This is a genomic window from Acinetobacter psychrotolerans, from assembly GCF_048552595.1.
In the GTDB taxonomy this organism is placed as follows: Bacteria; Pseudomonadota; Gammaproteobacteria; order Pseudomonadales; family Moraxellaceae; genus Acinetobacter.
Genome location: NZ_JBIMDK010000025.1, coordinates 14,744 through 37,300, shown reverse-complemented (window position 1 = coordinate 37,300; position 22,557 = coordinate 14,744). Strand labels below are relative to the sequence as shown.

General features: G+C 37.7%; 21 protein-coding genes and 3 tRNA genes. 11 read left to right on the top strand and 13 right to left on the bottom strand.

From position 1 onward, the window contains the following. Positions 1 to 3: 3 nt before the first annotated feature. The 5 genes from ACG94X_RS15880 to tpiA all read right to left on the bottom strand — a co-directional run bounded on the left by ACG94X_RS15880 (position 4) and on the right by tpiA (position 1,540). Positions 4 to 80: transfer RNA gene (locus tag ACG94X_RS15880), tRNA-Met, on the bottom strand. 66 nt (positions 81 to 146) lie between these two features. Beyond that, positions 147 to 223, bottom strand: a tRNA-Met gene (locus ACG94X_RS15875). A gap of 42 nt (positions 224 to 265) precedes the next feature. Beyond that, a tRNA-Leu gene (locus ACG94X_RS15870) sits at positions 266 to 350 on the bottom strand. 62 nt (positions 351 to 412) lie between these two features. Next, positions 413 to 736 (bottom strand): preprotein translocase subunit SecG, encoded by a 324-nt coding sequence (gene secG / locus ACG94X_RS15865; RefSeq protein WP_419384662.1) that lies wholly within the window; start codon positions 734 to 736, stop codon positions 413 to 415. Positions 737 to 745: 9 nt separating this feature from the next. Next, on the bottom strand, positions 746 to 1,540 hold the full coding sequence (gene tpiA / locus ACG94X_RS15860; RefSeq protein WP_419384661.1) for a triose-phosphate isomerase: 795 nt from the start codon (positions 1,538 to 1,540) through the stop codon (positions 746 to 748). Between the two features lie 279 nt (positions 1,541 to 1,819). Here tpiA and pilB point away from each other — a divergent pair, with 279 nt between their 5' ends. From pilB to coaE, 4 genes are read left to right on the top strand one after another with little or no spacing between them, the layout of a single operon-like run. After that, positions 1,820 to 3,532 carry a type IV-A pilus assembly ATPase PilB gene (gene pilB / locus ACG94X_RS15855; protein WP_419384660.1) on the top strand — a complete coding sequence of 571 codons (1,713 nt, stop codon included), beginning with the start codon at positions 1,820 to 1,822 and terminating at the stop codon, positions 3,530 to 3,532. 27 nt (positions 3,533 to 3,559) lie between these two features. Beyond that, the gene (locus ACG94X_RS15850) at positions 3,560 to 4,786 is read left to right on the top strand and encodes a type II secretion system F family protein (RefSeq protein WP_419384659.1); all 1,227 of its coding nucleotides are present in this window, start codon (positions 3,560 to 3,562) and stop codon (positions 4,784 to 4,786) included. Further along, entirely contained in the window at positions 4,786 to 5,646 is an 861-nt protein-coding gene (locus ACG94X_RS15845; protein WP_419384658.1) for a prepilin peptidase, read from the top strand. The genes ACG94X_RS15850 and ACG94X_RS15845 overlap by 1 nt, the downstream gene beginning before the upstream one ends. Positions 5,647 to 5,671: 25 nt before the next feature. Further along, positions 5,672 to 6,268 (top strand): dephospho-CoA kinase, encoded by a 597-nt coding sequence (coaE, locus tag ACG94X_RS15840; RefSeq protein ID WP_419384657.1) that lies wholly within the window; start codon positions 5,672 to 5,674, stop codon positions 6,266 to 6,268. 62 nt (positions 6,269 to 6,330) lie between these two features. Here coaE and ACG94X_RS15835 read toward each other — a convergent pair whose 3' ends face one another. The 4 genes from ACG94X_RS15835 to ACG94X_RS15820 all read right to left on the bottom strand — a co-directional run bounded on the left by ACG94X_RS15835 (position 6,331) and on the right by ACG94X_RS15820 (position 9,917). After that, a complete protein-coding gene (locus tag ACG94X_RS15835) occupies positions 6,331 to 7,257 on the bottom strand; it encodes a DMT family transporter (RefSeq protein ID WP_419384656.1) in 927 nt (308 codons plus the stop codon). A gap of 39 nt (positions 7,258 to 7,296) precedes the next feature. Next, the gene (rlmB, locus tag ACG94X_RS15830; RefSeq protein ID WP_419384655.1) at positions 7,297 to 8,049 is read right to left on the bottom strand and encodes a 23S rRNA (guanosine(2251)-2'-O)-methyltransferase RlmB; all 753 of its coding nucleotides are present in this window, start codon (positions 8,047 to 8,049) and stop codon (positions 7,297 to 7,299) included. A 163-nt stretch (positions 8,050 to 8,212) separates the two neighbouring features. Further along, positions 8,213 to 8,536 (bottom strand): pyrimidine/purine nucleoside phosphorylase, encoded by a 324-nt coding sequence (ppnP, locus tag ACG94X_RS15825; protein WP_419384654.1) that lies wholly within the window; start codon positions 8,534 to 8,536, stop codon positions 8,213 to 8,215. 82 nt (positions 8,537 to 8,618) lie between these two features. Then, on the bottom strand, positions 8,619 to 9,917 hold the full coding sequence (locus ACG94X_RS15820) for a tetratricopeptide repeat protein (protein ID WP_419384653.1): 1,299 nt from the start codon (positions 9,915 to 9,917) through the stop codon (positions 8,619 to 8,621). Between the two features lie 114 nt (positions 9,918 to 10,031). On the opposite strand from ACG94X_RS15820, the gene recN reads away from it, so the two are divergent. From recN to ACG94X_RS15800, 4 genes are all read left to right on the top strand, one after another. Then, complete coding sequence (gene recN, locus ACG94X_RS15815) at positions 10,032 to 11,693, top strand: DNA repair protein RecN (RefSeq protein ID WP_419384652.1); 1,662 nt, start codon at positions 10,032 to 10,034, stop codon at positions 11,691 to 11,693. 165 nt (positions 11,694 to 11,858) lie between these two features. Next, complete coding sequence (locus tag ACG94X_RS15810) at positions 11,859 to 12,413, top strand: YqgE/AlgH family protein (RefSeq protein ID WP_419384651.1); 555 nt, start codon at positions 11,859 to 11,861, stop codon at positions 12,411 to 12,413. Next, positions 12,406 to 12,849 carry a Holliday junction resolvase RuvX gene (gene ruvX, locus ACG94X_RS15805; RefSeq protein WP_419384650.1) on the top strand — a complete coding sequence of 148 codons (444 nt, stop codon included), beginning with the start codon at positions 12,406 to 12,408 and terminating at the stop codon, positions 12,847 to 12,849. The genes ACG94X_RS15810 and ruvX overlap by 8 nt, the downstream gene beginning before the upstream one ends. Before the next feature lie 13 nt (positions 12,850 to 12,862). After that, entirely contained in the window at positions 12,863 to 13,576 is a 714-nt protein-coding gene (locus tag ACG94X_RS15800; RefSeq protein WP_419384649.1) for an SDR family oxidoreductase, read from the top strand. A gap of 49 nt (positions 13,577 to 13,625) precedes the next feature. Here the strand turns inward: ACG94X_RS15800 and ACG94X_RS15795 are convergent, their stop codons facing one another. The 3 genes from ACG94X_RS15795 to ACG94X_RS15785 all read right to left on the bottom strand — a co-directional run bounded on the left by ACG94X_RS15795 (position 13,626) and on the right by ACG94X_RS15785 (position 17,049). Beyond that, positions 13,626 to 14,633 (bottom strand): HlyD family secretion protein, encoded by a 1,008-nt coding sequence (locus ACG94X_RS15795; protein ID WP_419384648.1) that lies wholly within the window; start codon positions 14,631 to 14,633, stop codon positions 13,626 to 13,628. Between the two features lie 134 nt (positions 14,634 to 14,767). After that, a complete protein-coding gene (locus ACG94X_RS15790) occupies positions 14,768 to 14,962 on the bottom strand; it encodes a DUF1656 domain-containing protein (RefSeq protein WP_419384647.1) in 195 nt (64 codons plus the stop codon). After that, entirely contained in the window at positions 14,962 to 17,049 is a 2,088-nt protein-coding gene (locus ACG94X_RS15785) for an FUSC family protein (RefSeq protein WP_419384646.1), read from the bottom strand. Before ACG94X_RS15785 ends, ACG94X_RS15790 begins: the two co-directional genes overlap by 1 nt. Before the next feature lie 566 nt (positions 17,050 to 17,615). Between ACG94X_RS15785 and ACG94X_RS15780 the strand changes: the two genes are divergently transcribed. Both ACG94X_RS15780 and ACG94X_RS15775 read left to right on the top strand, forming a co-directional pair. Further along, a complete protein-coding gene (locus ACG94X_RS15780) occupies positions 17,616 to 18,413 on the top strand; it encodes an IclR family transcriptional regulator (RefSeq protein ID WP_419384645.1) in 798 nt (265 codons plus the stop codon). A gap of 365 nt (positions 18,414 to 18,778) precedes the next feature. Beyond that, positions 18,779 to 19,486, top strand: a complete 708-nt coding sequence (locus ACG94X_RS15775; protein WP_419384644.1) for an NAD(P)H-dependent oxidoreductase — start codon at positions 18,779 to 18,781, stop codon at positions 19,484 to 19,486. Between the two features lie 6 nt (positions 19,487 to 19,492). Here ACG94X_RS15775 and ACG94X_RS15770 read toward each other — a convergent pair whose 3' ends face one another. Beyond that, complete coding sequence (locus ACG94X_RS15770; RefSeq protein ID WP_419384643.1) at positions 19,493 to 20,119, bottom strand: alpha-ketoglutarate-dependent dioxygenase AlkB family protein; 627 nt, start codon at positions 20,117 to 20,119, stop codon at positions 19,493 to 19,495. A 269-nt stretch (positions 20,120 to 20,388) separates the two neighbouring features. Between ACG94X_RS15770 and ACG94X_RS15765 the strand changes: the two genes are divergently transcribed. Then, positions 20,389 to 22,191 (top strand): ABC transporter ATP-binding protein, encoded by a 1,803-nt coding sequence (locus ACG94X_RS15765; RefSeq protein ID WP_419384642.1) that lies wholly within the window; start codon positions 20,389 to 20,391, stop codon positions 22,189 to 22,191. Positions 22,192 to 22,557 lie beyond the last annotated feature (366 nt).

Genomic DNA, 22,557 nt, shown 5'->3' with positions numbered 1-22,557 from the left:
AAATGGTAGCGGGAGCTGGATTTGAACCAACGACCTTCGGGTTATGAGCCCGACGAGCTACCAGACTGCTCCATCCCGCAACTATACTGCAATTTTACAAACAACATTAAAATGTTGTTTTCAACCAAGTTGCATCTTGATTAAAATGGTAGCGGGAGCTGGATTTGAACCAACGACCTTCGGGTTATGAGCCCGACGAGCTACCAGACTGCTCCATCCCGCATCAATGTTTTTTAGCTGTAACACCAACAATCTGGTTCATTGTTGGTGCGGAAGGGGGGACTTGAACCCCCACGCCCGAAAGCACTACCACCTCAAGGTAGCGTGTCTACCAATTCCACCACCACCGCAGCTGTGTCGCATTCTAGTGGCTAGTACACAAAATTGAAAGGTTTAATTTCAATAAATGCGTTTACTTCGGTGCAATTGGTGAAGTTTCACCCGAATTCTGCGACGCAGGTTGCGAAGTCGACTGTACGGTTTTTAAACCATAAGCATCTGATGTTAACTTTTTCGCGAATACTGCAAGCGTTAAACTGGTCACAAAAAACAATGCGGTTAGAATCGCAGTTAAACGCGTCAAAAAGTTGGCTGAACCTGATGCGCCAAATACAGTCGCAGCACCGCCACCACCAAATGATGCACCAGCATCTGCACCTTTACCATGCTGTACAAGAATAAGTACAATCATTAACACAGCCAAGATGATATGTACAACGAGCACAAAACTATGCATGCTGAACTCCTAATTATTCTGTTTAGAGAATGCGAGAGCAATCTTATAAAAAGACTCTGCATTCAGTGATGCACCACCGACGAGGGCACCGTTGATATCTGGACAAGCAGCCAACTCTACTGCATTTTCAGGCTTCACACTACCACCATACAAAATAGCAGTACGCTGACCTTCTTCTGTAATTTGAATTAAACCTTCACGAATTTTAGCATGCATGTTTTGTGCATCTTGCGGAGAAGCTGTTTTACCCGTTCCTATTGCCCAAATTGGTTCATATGCAATAACAATATTGTGCCACTGATCTGCTTTTACAACCGCAGCGAGGTCACAAATTTGTTGTAAAACCACTTGTTCAGCTTGACCTGATTCGCGCTGTTCCAAGCTTTCACCGACACAATAAATCACTTGAAGACCAGCATTTAGTGCATTACTAACCTTAGCCTTTACTTTATTAACATCATCACCAAAGATTTCACGACGCTCAGAGTGCCCAATCAAAACATAATCTATTTGACTATCTTTAAGGAGTTCCGCACTCACCTCACCTGTATAAGCGCCCGTACCTGCCATACAAGAAAGGTCTTGAGCAACCACTTTAATTGGTGTTGATAACCCTTGCAGTGATTGCTGAATAGATAATAAAGCAATCGAAATTGGTGCAACACCCACATGACATTGTTGTTCTGTAATAGGTGCATGTTCTAAAAACTGTTTTAAATCTTGAATGAGTTGCTGCGAATTCGCCTGCATTGGGTTCATTTTCCAATTGCCGACAACCCAAGGAGTAATGGTCGAATCCGACATACATCTAACCTTTCATCGAAAATGGGCACATTCTACACGGAATTTGATTTTTAAAAGCATTTTTTCTTTATCAATTTCATCATCTCATTTAGAGTCTGAATAGAAAATGAATGAGAGAGAAATATAAATCATTTCAAAGTTAATGGTTAAAATCCATATTAGCTCATATTATTACTAAAATATCTTTTTAGAATAACGTGTTTAATCCTAGATATTTCTAACGATAGACGTATAATTTTCTTATTCCAATTATAAAATGAATTTTAAGGTGTTTTGGGGATGTTTACACAGAATAGTTCGCCTAAGTTTTCGGGTTACATTCGTCGCTTAGTCGATGACGGCTTTTTGACAGCCGAGCAAATGAAAGATGCATTGGACAATGCAAAAAAGAATAAAATGAAAATCGTGCCATATCTGGTTGAAAAATCGAATATCAGCCCATTGGTAGTTGCAGAAATGATTTCTGCGGAATTTGGTGAGCCTATTTTCGATCTAGATAGCTTTAACCCAGATATGTTCCCTCTAGAAATTGCTGACCGTAGTCTATTTGCCAAGCAACGTGTTGCCCCACTCGTTCAACGTGGAAATATTTTATACGTTGCAACCAGCGATCCAACCAATATTGAAGCACTTGATGCCATTCGTTTCAACTGTGGGCTCAATATTGAACCTATTATTGTTGAATACCATAAATTAGAAAAAACCTTAAACAAACATTTCACAGTAGAAGAAAATTTCAGTTTCGGTGATGAAGATTTTGACGTTGATATTATTGCAACAGATGATCAAGATCCTACCGATGTTGATGAAGGCACTGCTGAAGAAGAAGCGCCGATTGTCAAATATGTTAATAAATTGCTCGTCGATGCAATCCGTATGGGTGCATCTGATTTACATTTTGAACCCTATGAAAAAAGCTATCGTGTGCGCTATCGTGTCGATGGTGTATTAAGATCCATTACCAATCCACCGTTACAATTAGCCAACCGCCTTGCGTCTCGTTTAAAAGTGATGTCTAAAATGGATATTTCAGAAAAACGTGTTCCGCAAGATGGTCGTATTAAATTAAAACTTTCAAAGACCAAAGCCATCGACTTTCGTGTCAATGCACTGCCGACGCTCTTTGGTGAAAAACTGGTACTGCGTATTCTAGATCCATCGAGCGCGATGTTGGGAATTGATGCACTCGGTTATGAGCCCGCGCAAAAAGCCTTATTTATGGAAGCGTTAGACAAGCCTCAAGGCATGTTACTAATCACAGGGCCAACGGGTTCAGGTAAAACTGTTTCGCTATACACAGGTTTAAATATTCTAAATACTGAAACATCAAATATTTCCACTGCCGAAGACCCTGTCGAAATTAACTTAGAAGGCATTAATCAGGTTAATGTCAACCCAAAAGTTGGGCTTACATTTTCTGTCGCACTCAAATCATTCCTACGCCAAGATCCAGACATCATCATGGTCGGGGAGATTCGAGACTTAGAGACTGCTGAAATTGCGATTAAAGCGGCACAAACAGGTCATATGGTCATGTCTACACTGCATACCAACAGTGCGCCTGAAACTTTAACGCGCTTACGCAATATGGGGGTGCCCTCTTTTAATATTGCAACGTCTGTAAATCTTGTGATTGCTCAACGACTTGCAAGACGTTTATGTAGCCACTGTAAAGTACCTGTTGAAATTCCTAAACAAAGTCTGCTAGAAATGGGCTTTACTGAACAAGATTTAAGCACTCCTGATTTACAAATTTATCAACCTATCGGCTGTACAGAATGTCGGGATGGCTATAAAGGTCGAGTCGGGATTTATGAAGTGATGAAAGTAACACCTGAAATTTCAAAAATTATCATGGAAGATGGCAATGCGCTACAAATTGCGGCAGCATCTGAAAGATTGGGGTTTGATAATTTAAGACGTTCAGGCTTAGTGAAAGTGATGAGTGGGTTAACTTCATTACAAGAAATTAACCGTGTGACTAACGGATAAATATAATCAATATTCAAGGAAATAATTATGGCAGCTAAGAAAGCTCAAATGATGCCAACATTTGCTTATGACGGGGTTGATCGTAAAGGGATCAAAATCAAAGGTGAATTACCTGCACGTAATATGGCACTCGCCAAGGTCACCTTAAGAAAACAAGGGATTACCATTAAAACCATTCGAGAAAAGAAAAAGAACATTCTTGAAGGTTTAATGAAAAAAAAGATCTCTACTTTAGACATCACTATTTTCACGCGCCAACTTGCCACGATGATGAAAGCAGGTGTTCCCTTAGTTCAAAGCTTTGAAATTGTTGCGGAAGGACTTGAAAATCCATCTATGCGAGAAGTTGTTTTAGGGATTAAGGGTGAGGTTGAAGGTGGTAATACTTTTGCAGGAGCACTCAGAAAATATCCACGATATTTCGATAACTTATTTTGTTCATTAGTCGAATCTGGTGAACAATCTGGTGCTCTTGAAACCATGCTCGATCGTGTTGCAATCTACAAAGAAAAGAGTGAATTACTTAAACAGAAAATCAAAAAAGCCATGAAATATCCAATGGCCGTAATTATTGTTGCGCTAATTGTCACGATTATTTTGATGGTTAAAGTGGTACCTGTTTTCCAAGATTTATTTAGCTCATTTGGTGCTGATCTTCCCGCATTTACCCAAATGGTGGTGAATATGTCTAATTGGATGCAAAGCTATTGGTTCATCTTGATTATCGGTATTGCAATGTTAGTCACAGCTTTCCTTGAGACTCAAAAACGCAGTAAAAAATTTCGCGACTTCCTAGATAGAGCAGCTCTGAAAATGCCTATTTTCGGAGACTTAGTCTATAAAGCTATTATTGCACGCTATAGTCGTACACTTGCCACCACATTTGCTGCGGGTGTCCCCCTGATTGAAGCACTCGAATCCACAGCAGGCGCAACCAATAATGTAGTCTACGAACAAGCCGTGATGAAAATTCGTGAAGATGTTGCAACAGGTCAGCAATTGAATTTTGCAATGCGTGTAACCAATCGATTCCCTTCTATGGCTGTGCAAATGGTCGCTATTGGCGAAGAATCAGGTGCTTTAGATGCAATGCTCGATAAAGTAGCCACACACTTTGAAAATGAAGTGGATAATGCGGTTGACGGTCTAACGTCTATGATGGAACCTCTGATCATGGCCGTATTAGGCGTACTCGTTGGTGGCCTAGTCATTGCAATGTATCTTCCAATTTTCCAAATGGGTTCAGTGGTTTAATGCAAGAATTACTTAATTATTTTATTCAAACACCAACAGCTCTCTATATGGCTATTGGTGTACTCAGCTTATGTATTGGTAGCTTTTTGAATGTTGTGATTTATCGCACACCAAAAATGATGGAAAATGAATGGCATGAAGAATGCCAGATGCTCCTTCATCCTGAACAAGCCATTATCGATGAAGAAAAGCTCAGTTTAAGCAAACCTGCTTCAACATGCCCAAAATGTAGTAAGCCAATTCACTGGTATCAAAATGTACCCGTATTAAGCTGGTTGGCTTTACGTGGTAAATGTGGCACTTGCCAAAACCCAATCAGTATCCGTTATCCCTTTGTAGAAATATTAACAGCCATTTGCTCTTTAACTGTTGTTGCGGTTTATGGCCCTACCTTACAGATGGTTTTTGGTGTCTTATTCACATGGATATTGATTACACTAACCTTTATCGATTTTGATACCCAATTGCTTCCAGACCGCTTTACCTTGACATTGGCTGCAATAGGTTTAGCTGTGAATACCTTCCATTTATATACTTCCCCTTCTTCTGCAATTTGGGGTTATATCATTGGCTTTTTATGCTTATGGATTGTGTATTACCTATTTAAAATCGTAACAGGCAAGGAAGGAATGGGCTATGGTGACTTTAAACTACTTGCTGCGCTCGGTGCGTGGATGGGGCCATTATTATTACCATTAGTCATCCTACTCTCTTCGGTTGTTGGTGCAATTATTGGTATTATCCTGCTCAAAATTCGTAAAGAAAACCAACCTTTTGCATTTGGCCCCTATATTGCCATTGCAGGTTGGATTGCATTTTTATGGGGTGAGCAAATTATGAAAGTCTATTTAGGCCATTAATTCAAACCGATACAAGGAATACACAATGACATTTATCTTGGGTTTAACGGGTGGAATTGGTAGCGGTAAATCTGCTGCAAGCCAGTGGTTTGAAACCCAAGATATAACTGTTGTTGATGCAGATATTGTGGCACGTGAAATTGTCGAAAAAGGTCAACCAACCTTAGAGCAAATTAAACAAAGTTTTGGTGATTGGGTTTTACTTGAAAATGGAGAACTTGATCGTCGTGCTTTACGTGAGCATATTTTTAAACAACCGCAAGCACGTCATCAACTTGAGAAAATCACACACCCTGCAATACGCCAATCCATCATTCAACAGCTACAAACTGCGACAAGTTCGTATGTCATTCTTGTATCCCCTTTACTCTTTGAAACCAATCAGCATCAATTAACGCAACGAACCTTATTGATTGATGCCAGTGAAGACTTACAAATTTTGCGTGCATCACAACGCGATGGGCAATCGATTGAACAAATTCAAAAAATTATTGCAGCACAAATGCCACGCGCTGAAAAACTAAAAATTGCAGATGATGTCATTCTTAATGATGGTCATATTGAGCATTTATATCGCAAACTTGAACCGTTACATCAGCAATACCTTGCAAAAGCGCAATAACGGTTTTATTAGTCACTTGTTATGGTCTTAAAATAGATTTCCACCTATCTATTTTTCTCGATTCATTTTTTGTTGGTTTGGTTTTGTTGCTCTAAAATTTTTTCTAAACTGTCCCGATGTGAAAACCATCGCCATGGTTGTAATGCACCTACCCCCATACCAATTAAGCCGCAAATAATTGCTAAACTTAAAGGTTCATTTAATAGCGGAATTGCAATAATTGCTGCGATAAATGGTGCAAGAGTCACAATACTGCCCGTCTTAAATGCTCCCAATCGTTTAATCGCTTCAACATATGTTAAGGTCGCAATAATCACAACAAAAATGCCATGAAAAAGTGTCTGCATGATCAAATGTAGCGTTGACGCTTGATCAAAATGTTTCGGTAAAAATAACAAATAGATGGGTACATAAATAATAGCAGACCAAATCGCAACACCTGCCATAGAATGCCATGCAGAAAGCTTCCATTGGCGAAGTAAAACGGTAAATAATCCCCACCAAATCGCACTGACAAAAAACAGGAAGTCACCAAAACCAAATGCAACACCAGTTTCTTTATACATTAAGAAACTCATGGCTGAAATTGCCGACAACATAATAATCAAACTGATCCATGTATGTTTATCAAAAGGCTGTTTAAAGAGAAGAAAACCTGCCAGTGCAGTACATAAAGGAATACAGCCATTTAAAAAAATAGCTGCATGAGCAGCAGGAACAAAATGAAACGCACTATAAGACGTTAAACAATATGCTAAGCCACCGATCATTGCCAAAATAAAAGGTTCTTTTCTGAATAAGAATGCGGTGTCTTTTTTATAAATCAAAATTGGCATTAAAATACAAAATGCCAATAAAAAACGTAATGCAGTGATATCCCATGGACTAATATGCCAAACTGCATTCAATCTCGCTGTGATCGTAAAACCGCCCCAAATACACATGGTTATTGCAACATAAACATAGCCTAGTGTACGGGAGGTCATCATGGTTTTGCTCAGCTGTAAAACTTAGCTTCTAACTACAGATTAGTCAGTTTGACGTTGACGACAAATTTCATAAAGTGCCATGCCTGTTGCCACACTTACATTTAAACTTTGTAAATTACCTGACATTGGAATATAAACCGTTTGGTCGCATTTTGACTGCGTAATTGGGCGTAAACCCGTGTCTTCTGCACCCATCACAAGACAAATACCTGTTCCAGTAAAATCAAACTGGTGAATAGGTAATGCTTTTTCATCCAACATTGTTCCAACAACACGGACATTAAACTGATCTTTCATCTCTTCTAATGTACGTGCCAAATTGGTCACTTGGATAAATTTCACTTTTTCAGCACCACCCGCAGCAACTTTACGTGCTGTTGGCGTCAAACTCGCTGAACGGTCACGTGGTGCAATTACGGCTTCAACACCCATTGCAGCAGCAGTACGAATACATGCGCCCATATTATGCGGATCTGTAATGTGGTCTAAAGCCAATAATAAAGCTTGAGGATTTGCTTCTAATAATTGATCTAAATCTTTCTCATTCAAAATTGTTTGTGGTCTAACCGCTGCAACAACACCTTGATGAAAAGGTAAGCCTGCTAACTTTTCCAAGCCATCACGGCTTGCCTGTTGCACACTAATTCCAAATGGTTCTGCTAACTGCAAAATACGCTTTAAACGCTGATCATCACGACCTTTCAATGTGAATAGTGTTAAAACACGTTCAGGTTCCAACTCCAATAACGACTCCACAGAATGAACGCCATAAAAATATTCGGGCTTCGCCATGAACTGACCTCTAAAAGACATTTGAATGATAAAAAGCAAAAATCCTGCAAAGCCAACTTTACAGGATTTTATGTGTTACTCAGTTTAACCGATTTAGGCTAACTTTTCTTTGCTAATTTTTGTACTCATTTTCAAAACAAATTAGTGTCTGAATATGAATATATTAGCCTTCAAGATGACAAACATAATCTAAGACATCATCTGTCTCAATTTTAAAACGGCTATTTCCAGGCACATAAAATGATTGCCCTGCACGAAATAATTCGCTGTCTTCGCTATCTGCAATTTTCACACGACATTCACCTGAAATAATTTCCATGCGTTCAGGTACATGCGTTTCAAAAGTTAAAGCCTCTTCAGTTGGCAGAATAACACCTAAAGTTTTCTTGGTTCCGTCTTCAAATTGGATCGTGTGACTAACGCACAAACCGCCAAAATAAACATTTGATTTTTTAATCACAGAAACGTGATCATATTGAGTTGACATGCGTATCTCCAGATAATGCGCATTTATAAAAATTATCTTTGATGTAGTTTAATGTTGCCCATCAAACTAATCAATCTATCTTTCAGGTGGATGTTACTTCTATTTTCCACTGCTGTTTTTCAATCTCTCGTGCAAAAGATCGTGGTATATCCAAAACAATTTTTTGTTCATTCGTCACATCAGCAGTATATTTACAAACAATCTGCCCATATTCATCAAGAAGTGACCAATATACTTGCGAGCCCTTTGGAAAATCCACGTTCATTCCAATATTGCCTGAACCTTCATTCATCCCCACATGAAAGTCTGCTAAAAGCTCATAATCTTTGGATTTCGATGGAATATGGAATTTTTTACCTTCATGATCAAAACCTTGGCTATCATGAATCATGACACTTTGACTCAATGTTGGCCAAATGGCAAAACGTAAAAAACGCTGATCAATTACACGCTGATTTGGAAATTGACCCTTTTGAATAAAATCATGGATCAACTGTTCTATATTTGCAAAAACTCCATGACAACCTCCCCACATCCCAGCAAGAATCAGCTCAGTATGTGTATAACTATCATGCATGGTGTGGAACCATTTATTGCTACCTAACCATTCATCTACCACTGCGCGCTCTCGATAAGAAACTAAAGAATCTGCATCACGGATGAGAAAACGTTTAACAGTAGGATCATCCATAACAAAGAAGCGCCAGAATAATCCCGACAATTGATTCTGTTGTTCATTGACTTCTACAACTTGCGCACCTTTATCTATAAGCCTCTGCTTAACCAAATCCGTGACGGTTTCATTCACATAGAAACGACATGTCCACTCTGGGTAAATTTCTTTGACCAAATCAACATTAATCATTGATGTTTCGCAATAACGTGCCAAATTTCCAAACAGTGAAAATGCAATAATATTTTCAGCGGGGCGATTCGGATTAAATGGTGCGGGTGCTGTCTCGATAGTTTTAAGAATAGGCTCATTGGCCACCATTTGTTTTTTTGTCTGTATGGCTAATCTACCTATCTGAACACATTCTTCTGTTTTACCGAGGAAATGGCATACTTCGGTTAACCCATCATAAATACCTGTATCCACTTGGGCACCACTATACTTGATCGCTTTTGTATAATGCTCATAAGCCAATTCAAGTTTGCTTAACCTTAATTCGGTATAAGCCAAATCCATCAAAATGCTTGGATGTTGTGGCAATAACTGATGTGCAGGTAAAATCTTTTTATAGGCCTCTTCATAATCACCTTTAAAAATTGCAACACGGAAATTTTTAGATGCTTGGTCTAATGTTTTATTCATCTCAGCCACACTCATCTTTTTTTGTGCTTTAGCTGGTGGCTTAGGTAAAGGCAATTTCATTTTCATGTTAAAATTATTCGGAATGCTGAAAATTAACTCATTTTAGAATATTTTCTGACTTGTGACAAAAACAAAACTTCACTATCTTAGAACCTCATCGTTCGCAGCTTGGATGCGTTTATGCTGACACACTTAAATCTGATTAATTTTGCTTTAGCCGACAACCTTGCGATTGATATTGATCAGGGGTTTAATGTCCTGACGGGTGAAACAGGCGCAGGTAAATCATTATTATTAGATGCCTTGTCAGCATGTTTAGGTGAACGTACCGACACTAACTATGTCCGTTATGGTTCAGAAAAAGCGGATATCACGGCAGTATTTAACTATCAAGAACACAGCCCAGAAGCGGAATGGTTAAAAACGCATGAACTTGATGATGAATCGGGTGAAATTCATCTGAGACGAGTGATTTTTGCCACTGGTCGTAGCAAAGCGTGGATCAATGGAAGACCAAGCAGCCTTGCTGAGTTAAAAGAAGTCGGACGATTGTTGGTACAGCTTTATAGCCAACACAGCCAACAACAACTTCTTGAACCACCTTATCCAAAGCATTGGTTGGATCGCTATCATAACTTTTACCAACCTGCTCAAGAGGTTCGAGATCACTATTCTGCATGGCAAAAAAATATTCGTAGCCACCAAGCAGCGATTGATGCTCAGACCAATCGTATTCAGCGCATTGAAACTTTAAATTTACAACTTGAAGAGCTTGAAGACATCATTCAAGTCGATTACAAAGACATTGAACAAGAATTTGACCGTTTAAGTCACCATGAACATATCATGCAAGACTGTAGTTATGGTTTGAATGTATTGGATGAATCTGAACAGAATATTACCCAAGAAATGTCATCGATTATTCGTCGTTTAGAATCGCATTCAGGTCGTAGTGAACAACTTGCAGAAATTTATAATTCTTTGATCACGGCACAAAGTGAAATTGATGATGCCACGGCGAATTTAAGACAGTTCATTGACCGTCAAAGCTTTAACCCTGAACGCATGGAAGAATTAAATGCTAAATTGGAAGTATTCCATCGCTTAGGGCGTAAATATCGAATTCAACCAGAAGAACTCAAACAACAATATGAGCAATGGCAACAGGAATTAGTACAGCTTCATCAACTAGAAGACCCTGAAACTTTAGCCGAGCAAGTTGAACAATCTCATCAAGCCTTTTTAGAAAAAGCTCAATATCTGGATCAGATTCGACGCGATGCAGCACTTCCTTTAGCCAAACAATTGACAGAGCAAGTCAAACAATTGGCGCTGCCCGAAGCCTATTTTGAATTTAGATTTGAACCGCTTGAGCAGGTTTCATCAGAAGGTTTAAGTTTTATTCAATTACTCTTTACCGCAAATAAAGGCATTCCTGCTCAGCCCCTTGCACGTGTTGCTTCTGGTGGTGAGTTGTCACGTATTGCCCTTGTTATGCAAGTGATGAATGCTGAAAAGACCGAAGCTGAAGTCTTGGTTTTTGATGAGATTGATGTCGGAATCAGTGGCGGAACAGCAGAAATTGTCGGTCGCTTATTGGCAGGATTGGGGCAGCATGTCCAAATTCTATGCATTACCCATCAGGCTCAAGTCGCAGCACAATCTGATCAGCATCTATTGGTGAAAAAACTACAAACCGACCCTGCTAGTAGCACCATTATTGAGCTTGAAGAAGATGCACGAATTTTAGAACTTGCACGTATGACAGGCGGGGTTGAAATTGGTGAAACCACCTTGCAACATGCCAAACAATTACGTCAATTGAAGTTCCAACCTCTCTAAATCAACGTTGATCTTAAAATAAAACACATAGCAATATGTGTTTGAAATATCAAATATTTAATTTGAAAAAAGAAAATAATTTGGTAATTTATGAATAGTCTAGTATGTTGATAAATATAAGCTAAATTTAACAATAATGATGCATTTATCAGGAGACCTGCCTAGGTGACCAAACACTTTCTTTCACACCGTTGTCTCATTGCACCACCTGATATGGCAGATGATTTCTTTGCCCATACCGTAGTTTATATTGCACGACATGATGAGGAAGGCGCTCAAGGCATTATTATTAACCGCCCTTCTGGACTCCAAGTCAAAGAATTGCTCAATGACCTTGAAATAGAAGCAGATCATGTACATCCGCATGAAGTGTTAGAGGGTGGGCCTTTACGCCCTGAAGCTGGATTTGTACTGCATACAGGACAACCTACATGGCTCTCTTCAATCGCAGTTGGTGAAAATCTTTGTATTACCACCAGTAAAGATATTTTAGATGCTATTGCACACAATGAAGGTGTTGGACGCTATCAAATCGCACTGGGTTATACCAGTTGGACAAAAAACCAATTGGAAGATGAAATCTCTCGTGGCGATTGGCTGATTTGTGATTCAGATATGGATTTGGTATTTAATTTGCCTTATACCGACCGTTGGGATGCTGCATATCGTAAACTAGGCATTGACCGTACTTGGTTATCTTCTGAGATTGGACATGCCTGATTTAACACAACCACAACTGATTATCGCTTTTGATTTTGGAACACAGAAAACGGGAATGGCGGTGGGTTCATCACTGATTGAAAGTGCAACACCGCTTGCCCTTTTCCCAATGAAAGATGGTATTCCAAATTGGGATATACTGTTAAAAATCGTAAAACAACATCAACCCAATTTATTTTTAGTCGGTTTACCACTCAATATGGATGATTCTGAATCTGAATTATCCACTCGTGCACGTAAATTTGCACGACGCTTACGTCACCAAACCAATATTGAAACATTGATGGTCGATGAACGCCTAACGACTCGTGAAGCACGTGATGAATTGGAACAATATCAATCCCAAGGTCGTGCTAAAAAATTAGCTGCGGACAGTATTGCTGCTGCTTTATTTATTGAAAGTTGGTATCGTAATCCTGAAGGATTAACGCCTTAATTGAGAAATATTCATGTCAAAGACTTATGTTATTTATGGTGTAAGTAAAGGTTTAGGTCACGCAATTTTAAAATCTATTCCTCAACCAGAAGACATTGTCTTTGGTATTTCTCGTTCACAGCCACAGTCTCATTTAAAATATTTTCATTGGATCTCGGCAGATCTTTCACAACCTGAGTTTTCCAGAGATTTAATTCAACAACAGATTCAAAATCAATCTGTTGATTACCTCATTTACAATGTGGGTATTTGGGAAAACAAAGCATTTGAGGTTGATTATGAGTTTGAAGATTGTTCCGACTTAGAGATTTCAAATTTAATTCAGATCAATATTCAATCCTGTATTCTTGCGATTCAATCACTCATTAAAAATTTAAAATTGTCGCAAAATGCAAAAATTATTTTGATTGGTTCTACATGGGGATTAGATAATCACAATGGGAAAGAAGTTGTATTCTCTGCAACTAAATTTGCATTGAGAGGCATCGTGCACTCATTACGAGAAACATTGAGAAAGCATCACATTGGAATCAGTCTATTAAATCTTGGATATTTAGCCAGTGATTATGCAATAGATACTGATATTCATGAGGTTTTATTAGCAACCAATCAACAACTAATTCCTTTACAAGATGTCATTTTGGCAATCAAATTTATTCTTGCGACAAGTAAAGCAACCTGTATCAAAGAAATTGATATGCCTGCAATGGCGGATTTAAACACATAAAAAACCCATCTTTCGATGGGTAAAATTTGATGAAGAAGTAATATTTAAACTATTTCTGTTTTTCCAAAATATGTACTGTCACGGTACGCCCTGCGACAAATGCCAATGAGTCATGCGGCACATCATCCAAAACAATTTTTACAGGTACACGTTGTGCCAAACGCACCCAACTGAATGTTGGATTTACATTGGCCAATAGACCTGATGAAGTTGTCCGTTCACGATCTTCAATACCAGATGCAATACCTTGCACATGACCTTTGTATTGTACTGAATCACCCATTAACTGTACTGTTGCTGCATCACCTAAATGAATTTTATTCAATTTAGTTTCTTCAAAATATCCAACAACATACAACTGTTTTCTGTCGAGTAAAGCAGCAACAGCTTGTCCAACTTTGACATAATTCCCTGCACGTAAATCAAAATTAGACAATGTCCCATCCGCAGGGGCAACCACTTCAGCACGATTCATATTTAACTGCGCTAAATGCACGCTACTAGTTGCAGCTTCGACCAATGCTTTTTGCTGTTTAATATTTGCATTGGCTTGTTCAATCGCAGCCATCAATTGCTCATGTTCAGCATGCGATTGATCACGTGTCGCAAAAACTTCATCTTGTTCTTTCTTCGAAATCGCACCATTCATTAAATCTGCATAACGATCTGCAGTTTTATCGGCAAGTTTTATATTAGCTTGAGATTTAACAACATTGGCTTTGGCTTGTGCTAAACCCGCCTCTGCTTCTGCTAAGCCCGATTTGGCTTTACTTAAATCAGATTTAGCTTGCTCTACATCCAATGCTTGGCGTGCTAAATCTATTTTAAATAACACCTGCCCTTTTTTCACGCTTTGGTTATCTTGCACCAAAACCTCAGTTACTAAACCTGCAATATCAGAAGACACTTGAATGACATCACCACGTACACGCCCATCACGTGTCCACGGTTCAGCATTATAATAATTCCAAATATGCATCGCACAGAAGATCGCGATGATTACCACGATAACCACCGAAAGAGGTCGTATCACTTTACGTACATCAAAGGTTTTCATTTCACTTATCCAATCATCAAATTTTAAAACAACACATACTTTTTAATTACACGACACTTTAAATTCACAATGTTCCGCTCAAAAGCATCAACACATTCACATCACTGGTTTAATAATTGTGTAAAATGACACTGCTAAATAAACAACCAATGGCATAACCACAATAAAATCAGATACGTGCAAAGATTAAAAATACTGGGTAATGCAATCCATTCATTTTCAATCAAACGATCTGTACCCAAACAAAGAATTTTCCAAAGCACAAATGCCAAAATGGCTTGGACTAAAAAAATGGGAACATAAACACCATATACATTGAGTTCGCCCATTATTTTGTTCCAAGTAATAGTGTTGAAAGTTGAGTATCTGCTGTCGAAATATGGCAAATACTATTACGAATATTGTTCACAGAAATTTCGATACGATGACGAATGTCTTCATCACCTAAACTTTGTACTTGCTGATTAATTTGTTCAAATAAAAGCAATAAGGTTGACAATACCTCTGGATCACTTTGATTTTTTTCTTTGAAAATAAACCATTGATTCAACTGACTCTGTAAGCGATTGATTGAATCTACCACTGGAGACTCTTTGGACAGTTTTTTCATCAATTCGTGTAAGCGCGTTAAATCTATTGCCGTACTGGATTCAATTAATGCTTTATTAATCTCGATTTTGAGTTGTTCCGATTTGATGAACTTGGTATTCAACACCCCAATCCGATCCAACATACTGCGTAAATGAATCCGAAATTCTGTGCCATATGGCATAGAAATACTTATACGCATGGCTTTGTAATGTAGCGCTAATATACGTTGCACGGTTATATCAGGTGACATAGAACGCACCATCTGTACCATACATACAGCAATGATAGGACCAATCACCGTGGCAATTGAAGCATCAAAAAAAGTGATTTGATCCATGGCATATCTATTTTGCAAGTTCAGCCCCATGATCGTACACATAATCAGCGGCAGCCCTAAACCATTTAACGGCGGGTGCATATATAGCATCAGACAGAACATAATAAATGGAGCTAAAACTACTGCCAATTCCCAAAATGTCGTCACATGCGGAAATATGCCAAATGCGTAAAGAAAGACAAAAATAGAGCCATAAATACTGGCACGTATAAATACTTTTAATGCAGGAACTGGATCATCTAAAAAAGTCAAAATACATGCACTAATCGCAGCCATTTGAGCCAACATGAATCCATAGTGCCAACCACTTAATATCCAAAAAGCACATGCAATAAGAATGGTTAAAAATGCAGAAAGTCCACCTCGAACGGCGACACCATAATCACGGTGTAAACTCGGATACGTTGTTGTTAAAGGGGTGATTGATTCAGGTAAAATATTGTCACCCAACTGAATACGTTGCCAAATTAATTTCACAGCACGGAAATTTTGAATAAAATGTCGAATATCCATTTTAAGTCCACCCAAAATTACCCGTTGTTCTGACGTTGCATGTTGCAAAATCAGGTTAAATTGCTGTTCAAAATGCGCAGGAAGATGCCTCAATTCACTTTCATGTATGACATGTTTATCATCCAAAAAATGATCAACATGGTGATGTAAATCTTGTAAATACTGACGATAATTCGAATCAATTTGGTCGAGTTGTTTAATTCGCTCAGACATCGCCACCAAATTTGCAATCAACATCGTGACTTGGTGTAAAAGCTCTTGTAAGGGTTTGGTCATGCCTTTAAATTTTGATTTCTCATAACTTAAATGCTCTGCCATGGCATGAATATCAGAGGTATCTCGGGTGATATTTGCCAATAACTGAGTATAGTTATCTTGGTGATTTTGATCCGATAAAATCAGGTCAAAAACTTGCTGCGTATCTTGTAATGTTTTAGATACTCGCATTTGCACCACTGGTCCCAAATGCATTGGAAAAATGGTTGATGTCACAACTGCACTACATACAACACCCAAAGAAATTTCGATAAAACGCCCCAAAGCCATATCGAAAATGGACACTGTATCTATATAAAAAACAGAATTAAAACAAATAATCACGGCGGTATAGCCTGCTAACATCACCACATAACTACGCGGTGATCGATCTAGCAAAGAAATATACAAACAGACTCCGACCCAACTCGCCAAAACAAAGCTAAATAACCACGGCGTATTAACCAAATAAGGCATGACCGCAACTGCAAAAATCGCCCCAAACAAAGTCCCCAGTATCCGATACATACTTTTCGATGCAGTCATACCTGAATAAGGATGGGCAATCACAAAAACTGTCCCTATCGCCCAAATTGGATAGCTGAGATTGAGCTCAAAAGCGATATAGAGCGCTAACATCCCTGCAATGAATGTTTTAGTCGCAAAAATCCAATCCATTTTATTGGGTCGGAGTGCCAATAGATGTTTGGTTAATAACATGAGCTGTTCTCGAAAATACCTAAATGATATGATTTATCTCTTGTTGCACTTTAGGTACGATTACAAATTAAGATTTTGATTTTTAATAAAAATTATATATTTCAATCAAAACTATCTGAAACAATACTTATTTTAGAAACCAAAAAATCGCACCATTCAATCGCTAAACAGTGGAGTCAATAATCAAAAAATAGATGCTTGAGAATAAAGCAGCGAATCCTGCAAATTCGTCGTAAATGCAGTTCTAAAGAACAAGATTACAGAATAAAATGGTGAAATATTATGCAATTATGGAGAAATCACTTTCACTATTAGATATTCATATGAGTAATTTTTTCAAAAAAACCAAGTTTAGTCAATAAAAAAATCTTATATTGATAATATATCCAAACTAAAATTAATTAATTTAAATTATTTTATATATTTTTCTCAAAAGAGCCAATTTATGACTTATTTTCAGACAAACCGTAATTGCAATGAAAAATGCACTGTTTTTTTTTGAGCAATTTGTTATAAAGTAACATTAATTCTTATTTTTTGATTCTCACTAATTGAGTAGGTCATCAATGGCGCTTTCTAGTTTTGGCAAAATTCTCACCGTGTTAGATTTATTTTCGGTGTCTCGCCCTATAATTAATGTTGATGTAATTTGTGATGAGCTCGGTTTATCCAAACCGACCAGTTATCGTTATCTTAAAGAATTAGTTTCTGCTGATATTTTGCAACGTCTCAGTGGTACATCAGGTGACTATACTTTAGGACCTAAAATTGCTGTGATGGATTATATTTCTAGAACAACCGATCCATTGGTTCAGATCAGCAAACCTTTCATGCAAGCAATTTCAGAACGTACTGAATTGTGCTGTTTACTGACCCAATTAAACGATGATTATTGTATTGATATTCATCATGAAATTTATCGTAATGAAACATTACTATCTTATGGCCGTGGCTGCCCTCGTCCTGTTTTTATGGGATCTTCGCCAAAAGCCATCATGGCACATTTACCTAAACAAAAAATTCATGACTATTACATGCGTTTTGAGTCTCAATTAAACAATGTTGGTTTCGCCGAAAATGAAGAAGTTTTCGTCAACAAAATGAAAAAAATCAAGAAGCAAGGCTTTTATTTTTCACAAGGTGAGCTTGATCCAAACGTATCGGGTCTTTCTATTCCTGTGAAATTTTCAAATAAAGAAGCACCGCTTGCATTAACCGTTCTTGCATCAAAAAATCGTTTTGAGTTTTTAAACACCCAAAAACTCATTGAAACTTTAGAAGATTCGGCAGCTCAAATTGAAAAGCGTTACCAAGCTTTATCTGAGAATCATCAACTGTCAGCTCTGCAATCTATTGTTAGTTAATACGATGTCTCATTGATGATAAAGTTGCTTTAAATATTGAGTATTACTGATAATTTTACAATTTATAACCTTTCTGACTATTGTATAAACTATATTATTCTCATAATATGATTCTGTTCTTCAGACGCCATCCGTGTTTAGAATTGTCTTTGCGAAGACAATTTTCCTCAGAGAGTAGAAAAGCCCATGCTGTGATGATGGGCTTTTTTATTATTTTAAAATCGGCTTTGTTTACTTTTAAGACCACAGAAATTAAATTTGAGTAATTGGTTTTTATAGTTTGATCCTGAATAATTCTAAACAGCGACAATAATGATCTTGTGGATTCCACAGATAAAATTCTAACAATGTAGAGAATTATTCCAATGAATATATTAATCGTTCATGCACATCCTGAGCCACAGTCATTTACAGATACCTTAAAACAGACCGCAATAGATGAACTCACTCGCTTAGGTCACCATGTTGAAGTATCCGATTTATATGAAATGAATTTTAACCCTGTTGCATCGCGTGAAGACTTTCGTGAATTGGGGAATCCTGAATATTTAAACTATGCTTTAGAACAACGTAATGCCGCTAAAAATCATTTACTTGCAGATGACATTCAAATCGAAATTGAAAAAGTACAAAAAGCAGATTTGCTCATTTTAAATTTTCCAATGTATTGGACTTCTGTTCCTGCAATCATGAAAGGCTGGATTGATCGTGTTTTTGTATCGGGTATTTTTTACGGTGGGAAGCGCTTTTATAATCACGGCGGTATGGTCGGTAAAAAAGCCATGCTGTGTTTTACCTTAGGTGGTCGTGAACATATGTTTGGTGAAAATGCCATTCACGGTTCAATTGAAACGCTATTGCTGCCTGTACAACGCGGAACGCTGGCATATGCAGGTTTCGATGTTCTACCCTCTTTCGCAGCGTACCACGTGCCTTACATTAGCGATGAAGCTCGCAAGAAGATGATTGTGGATTATCAACAACATTTACAAGGTTTAGAACAGCTCCAACCCTTAGAATTTCCAAAACTCGAACAGTTTGATGACAAGCTTTATCCATTAAATAAAGGCTGAGACCTCTTATGAATGTGGATGGAAATAACGGAATGTTAAATTCACACGTGGTTCAATCACTCGTGTGGATTTAGCGAGCATGTGCTTCCAATAATATTGCGTCTGCCCTTGCATCACAATCAATTGCCCACTGTGTAAAAGTAAATCGACTTTTTCAGTTTTCCATTTATGTTTAAAACTAAATTTCCGAATTGCCCCTAAACTGAGCGAGGCAATGACAACCTCTTGATCTTGTGGTGAAACCAATGAAGGTTCATCGTCGCTATGCCATCCAACTGCTTGCGTACCATTTTCATACAGATTGGCGAGGCAAGAATTATAAGCATGTCCTGTGAGTTTTTCGATGTGCTGTTTGAGCCTGTACAATGCAGGATTCCAAACATGTGCTTGTTTTGCCATACCTGAATAGTGGTATTGATAATTGTCATCGCCATACCAAACGACTTGACGCTCCGTTTTATAATATTGACCATGTAAAAATACTTCATCATGTTGCCATGCTAAATTTTTTAGAAAATAATCAAGATATTGTTGACTTTGTTGCGTATCTAAAATTAAGCCATAGTCCTTCACCACCCCATCACAGGGCAATACATTTTCATGGGCTTCAGGTTCAAATAATTCTAAATTCATAACACGATTTTAGTATTGGATTACTCAAACAATGGATGAAATAAAGATAAGAAACAAGTGATATTGCTGAGTAAATTTTAATTAAAAATAACAATGAGCTTATGGATAACTATGCTCATTAAGAGTGATATTTAACAAGATTATTTTAATCAACAAGATTGAGCCTGATTCATTTGATTGTCAGTCACAATTCAACACATTGTAGCTGCTTGTGACTTTTTACAATCAGGCATAGACTCAATGAATCTTCACAATAAAAACAACCGCTTATGAATTTATGGCAACTTTTCCAGAAACTCCGCCCCTTCGTTAAACCTTACCGTTGGTTAGTGGTTGCGACTTTAATTCTAACCTTAATTGGTTCGCTTACAGCCCAAGTGAATGCGTTAACGCTCAAGTATGCTGTTGATAGCATTAATAAACTTGTTGAAGCAGGTCAAGGTTTAGCACAAGGTTGGCATATTCTTATTACCATTACGAGCATATTATTGGTTAAGGAAATTTTGAATGCTTTTGTACAATTTGGACAGAAATTTTATGGTGAGAAACTTAAAATTTTTATCTCTCAAGACCTTGCACAAAACATTATTGAAAAATTTCTGACCTACCACCTCGCCTTTTTTAATGATGATAAAAACCAAGCTGGTAAATTACAAACACGTATAGACCGAGGCATTGGCTCATTAACACGTCTTGTTCAAATATTTTTTATTGATATTTTCCCTTTATTTACCAGTGCAATCGTTGCTTTAGCGTTAATGTACTATGCCAACTTTTGGGTCGGTTTAGTGGCAACAGCCATCGTGCCACTTTATTTTTGGCTAACCTATAAACAAGCGCAAAAACTGGGTGGGTGGCGCAGAAATTTACGTGATGGTCGGGAAAAGAAAAGCCAAGGGATCTTAGGGATTATCAACTCAATTACGGTGATTAAATCGTTTAACCGTGAATCCATTGAAGCCGAAAAACAGCTCAAACTACAAAAAGAATTAACCGATAATCAAATGCAAACCCGTCAAACCAGTTTCGTATTCGATGGTGTAAAAAGTTTTATTGAGCAAATTGGTATTGTATTGATCATCATTCTGACAGCTTATTTTGTTTTAGATGGGCAAATGAGTATTGGCATGATTATGTATCATGTTCTTTTATTTAATAATGTTTCTGCACCCATTCGCTCTTTACATCGTATTTATGATGAAGTGAATGATGCCATGATTTACTCAGAAAGCTTTTTCACCATCTTAGAAGCAGATCATGAGATTGAAACCAGTGGTACCGATCAGCCACCAATTCTCGGTCATTTTGAAATTCAAAATGTGAATTTTACTTATCCCAATGAGTATCAAGCTTTACATCAAATTAATATGTGTATTCGTCCCAATAAAATTACCGCTTTGGTGGGTTTGTCTGGAGCTGGAAAATCCACATTAATCAGTTTATTAGATAAATTTTATGCACCTGACTCTGGCTTAATCCAATTGGATGGAGTCGATATACAAGAGATTGACACTCAATATTTACGTGAACATATTGGTTTGGTTTTACAAAAAAATCATATTTTTCAAGGCACCATATTTGAAAATATTCGTTATGGCAAAAAGGATGCCAGTGTAGAGGAAGTCATGCGAGCAGCCAAGAAAGCCTATATTCACGAGCAAATTTTAAAACTACCGCAAGCCTATGAAGCAGATGCATTAATGCTTTCAGGTGGTCAACAGCAGCGCATTGCCTTAGCACGCATGTTCTTAAAAAACCCACCGATTATTTTCTTAGACGAGCCTACAGCAAGCCTTGATGCGATTGCTGCCGAACAAATTAAGCAGAGTTTGGATGAAATCAAACAAGGTCGTACCGTGATCATGATTTCACATAGCTTATCGCAAATTATTGATGCCGATTATACCTATGTGATGAAAGAAGGACGTATTGTAGAGCACGGCGAACATCATGAGCTTTATCATCAAGATGGTGCTTATAAAGAAATGTTTGATGCGATGGCAAAGAGTTTAAATATCGATAAAATTGCCAAAACATTCGAAGATGATGCAGAAGAAGAAACGCATAGTTGAGAAATGGATCATGCGGCTCTTTTCATAAAGCGAATAAAGATCTTAGAAATAAACTTTGCTGCTTAATAACTGATGTTACGCCGTAATATCTAAATCACACTTTGTATCTCGAAGAATGTGGATACGCGATAAAGTCATTCGCAATTGTTTGAGGTAAGATTCATTCTATTCGGGGATGTTTCTGCGACACATTCAATAATTTGAAGGACGTGGACGAGTTCTGCGGATGACAATGATTTTGGGTACTTTTGTCGAAGGCTAACCCCTAAATTAAAGCTATTGATGTAAAACTCCGTCAAAAAACTTAAAAAACGGATTAATATTTTTAAGTGCGTAACATCAATTAATAAAAATTTTCATAGAAAA

Excerpts from the sequence above, each read along its gene's own strand:
- secG (WP_419384662.1), bottom strand. The coding sequence starts at position 736 with ATGCATAGTTTTGTGCTCGTTGTACATATCATCTTGGCTGTGTTAATG.
- tpiA (WP_419384661.1), bottom strand. The coding sequence starts at position 1,540 with ATGTCGGATTCGACCATTACTCCTTGGGTTGTCGGCAATTGGAAAATG.
- pilB (WP_419384660.1), top strand. The coding sequence starts at position 1,820 with ATGTTTACACAGAATAGTTCGCCTAAGTTTTCGGGTTACATTCGTCGC.
- ACG94X_RS15850 (WP_419384659.1), top strand. The coding sequence starts at position 3,560 with ATGGCAGCTAAGAAAGCTCAAATGATGCCAACATTTGCTTATGACGGG.
- ACG94X_RS15845 (WP_419384658.1), top strand. The coding sequence starts at position 4,786 with ATGCAAGAATTACTTAATTATTTTATTCAAACACCAACAGCTCTCTAT.
- coaE (WP_419384657.1), top strand. The coding sequence starts at position 5,672 with ATGACATTTATCTTGGGTTTAACGGGTGGAATTGGTAGCGGTAAATCT.
- ACG94X_RS15835 (WP_419384656.1), bottom strand. The coding sequence starts at position 7,257 with ATGATGACCTCCCGTACACTAGGCTATGTTTATGTTGCAATAACCATG.
- rlmB (WP_419384655.1), bottom strand. The coding sequence starts at position 8,049 with ATGGCGAAGCCCGAATATTTTTATGGCGTTCATTCTGTGGAGTCGTTA.
- ppnP (WP_419384654.1), bottom strand. The coding sequence starts at position 8,536 with ATGTCAACTCAATATGATCACGTTTCTGTGATTAAAAAATCAAATGTT.
- ACG94X_RS15820 (WP_419384653.1), bottom strand. The coding sequence starts at position 9,917 with ATGAAAATGAAATTGCCTTTACCTAAGCCACCAGCTAAAGCACAAAAA.
- recN (WP_419384652.1), top strand. The coding sequence starts at position 10,032 with ATGCTGACACACTTAAATCTGATTAATTTTGCTTTAGCCGACAACCTT.
- ruvX (WP_419384650.1), top strand. The coding sequence starts at position 12,406 with ATGCCTGATTTAACACAACCACAACTGATTATCGCTTTTGATTTTGGA.
- ACG94X_RS15800 (WP_419384649.1), top strand. The coding sequence starts at position 12,863 with ATGTCAAAGACTTATGTTATTTATGGTGTAAGTAAAGGTTTAGGTCAC.
- ACG94X_RS15795 (WP_419384648.1), bottom strand. The coding sequence starts at position 14,633 with ATGAAAACCTTTGATGTACGTAAAGTGATACGACCTCTTTCGGTGGTT.
- ACG94X_RS15790 (WP_419384647.1), bottom strand. The coding sequence starts at position 14,962 with ATGGGCGAACTCAATGTATATGGTGTTTATGTTCCCATTTTTTTAGTC.
- ACG94X_RS15785 (WP_419384646.1), bottom strand. The coding sequence starts at position 17,049 with ATGTTATTAACCAAACATCTATTGGCACTCCGACCCAATAAAATGGAT.
- ACG94X_RS15780 (WP_419384645.1), top strand. The coding sequence starts at position 17,616 with ATGGCGCTTTCTAGTTTTGGCAAAATTCTCACCGTGTTAGATTTATTT.
- ACG94X_RS15775 (WP_419384644.1), top strand. The coding sequence starts at position 18,779 with ATGAATATATTAATCGTTCATGCACATCCTGAGCCACAGTCATTTACA.
- ACG94X_RS15770 (WP_419384643.1), bottom strand. The coding sequence starts at position 20,119 with ATGAATTTAGAATTATTTGAACCTGAAGCCCATGAAAATGTATTGCCC.
- ACG94X_RS15765 (WP_419384642.1), top strand. The coding sequence starts at position 20,389 with ATGAATTTATGGCAACTTTTCCAGAAACTCCGCCCCTTCGTTAAACCT.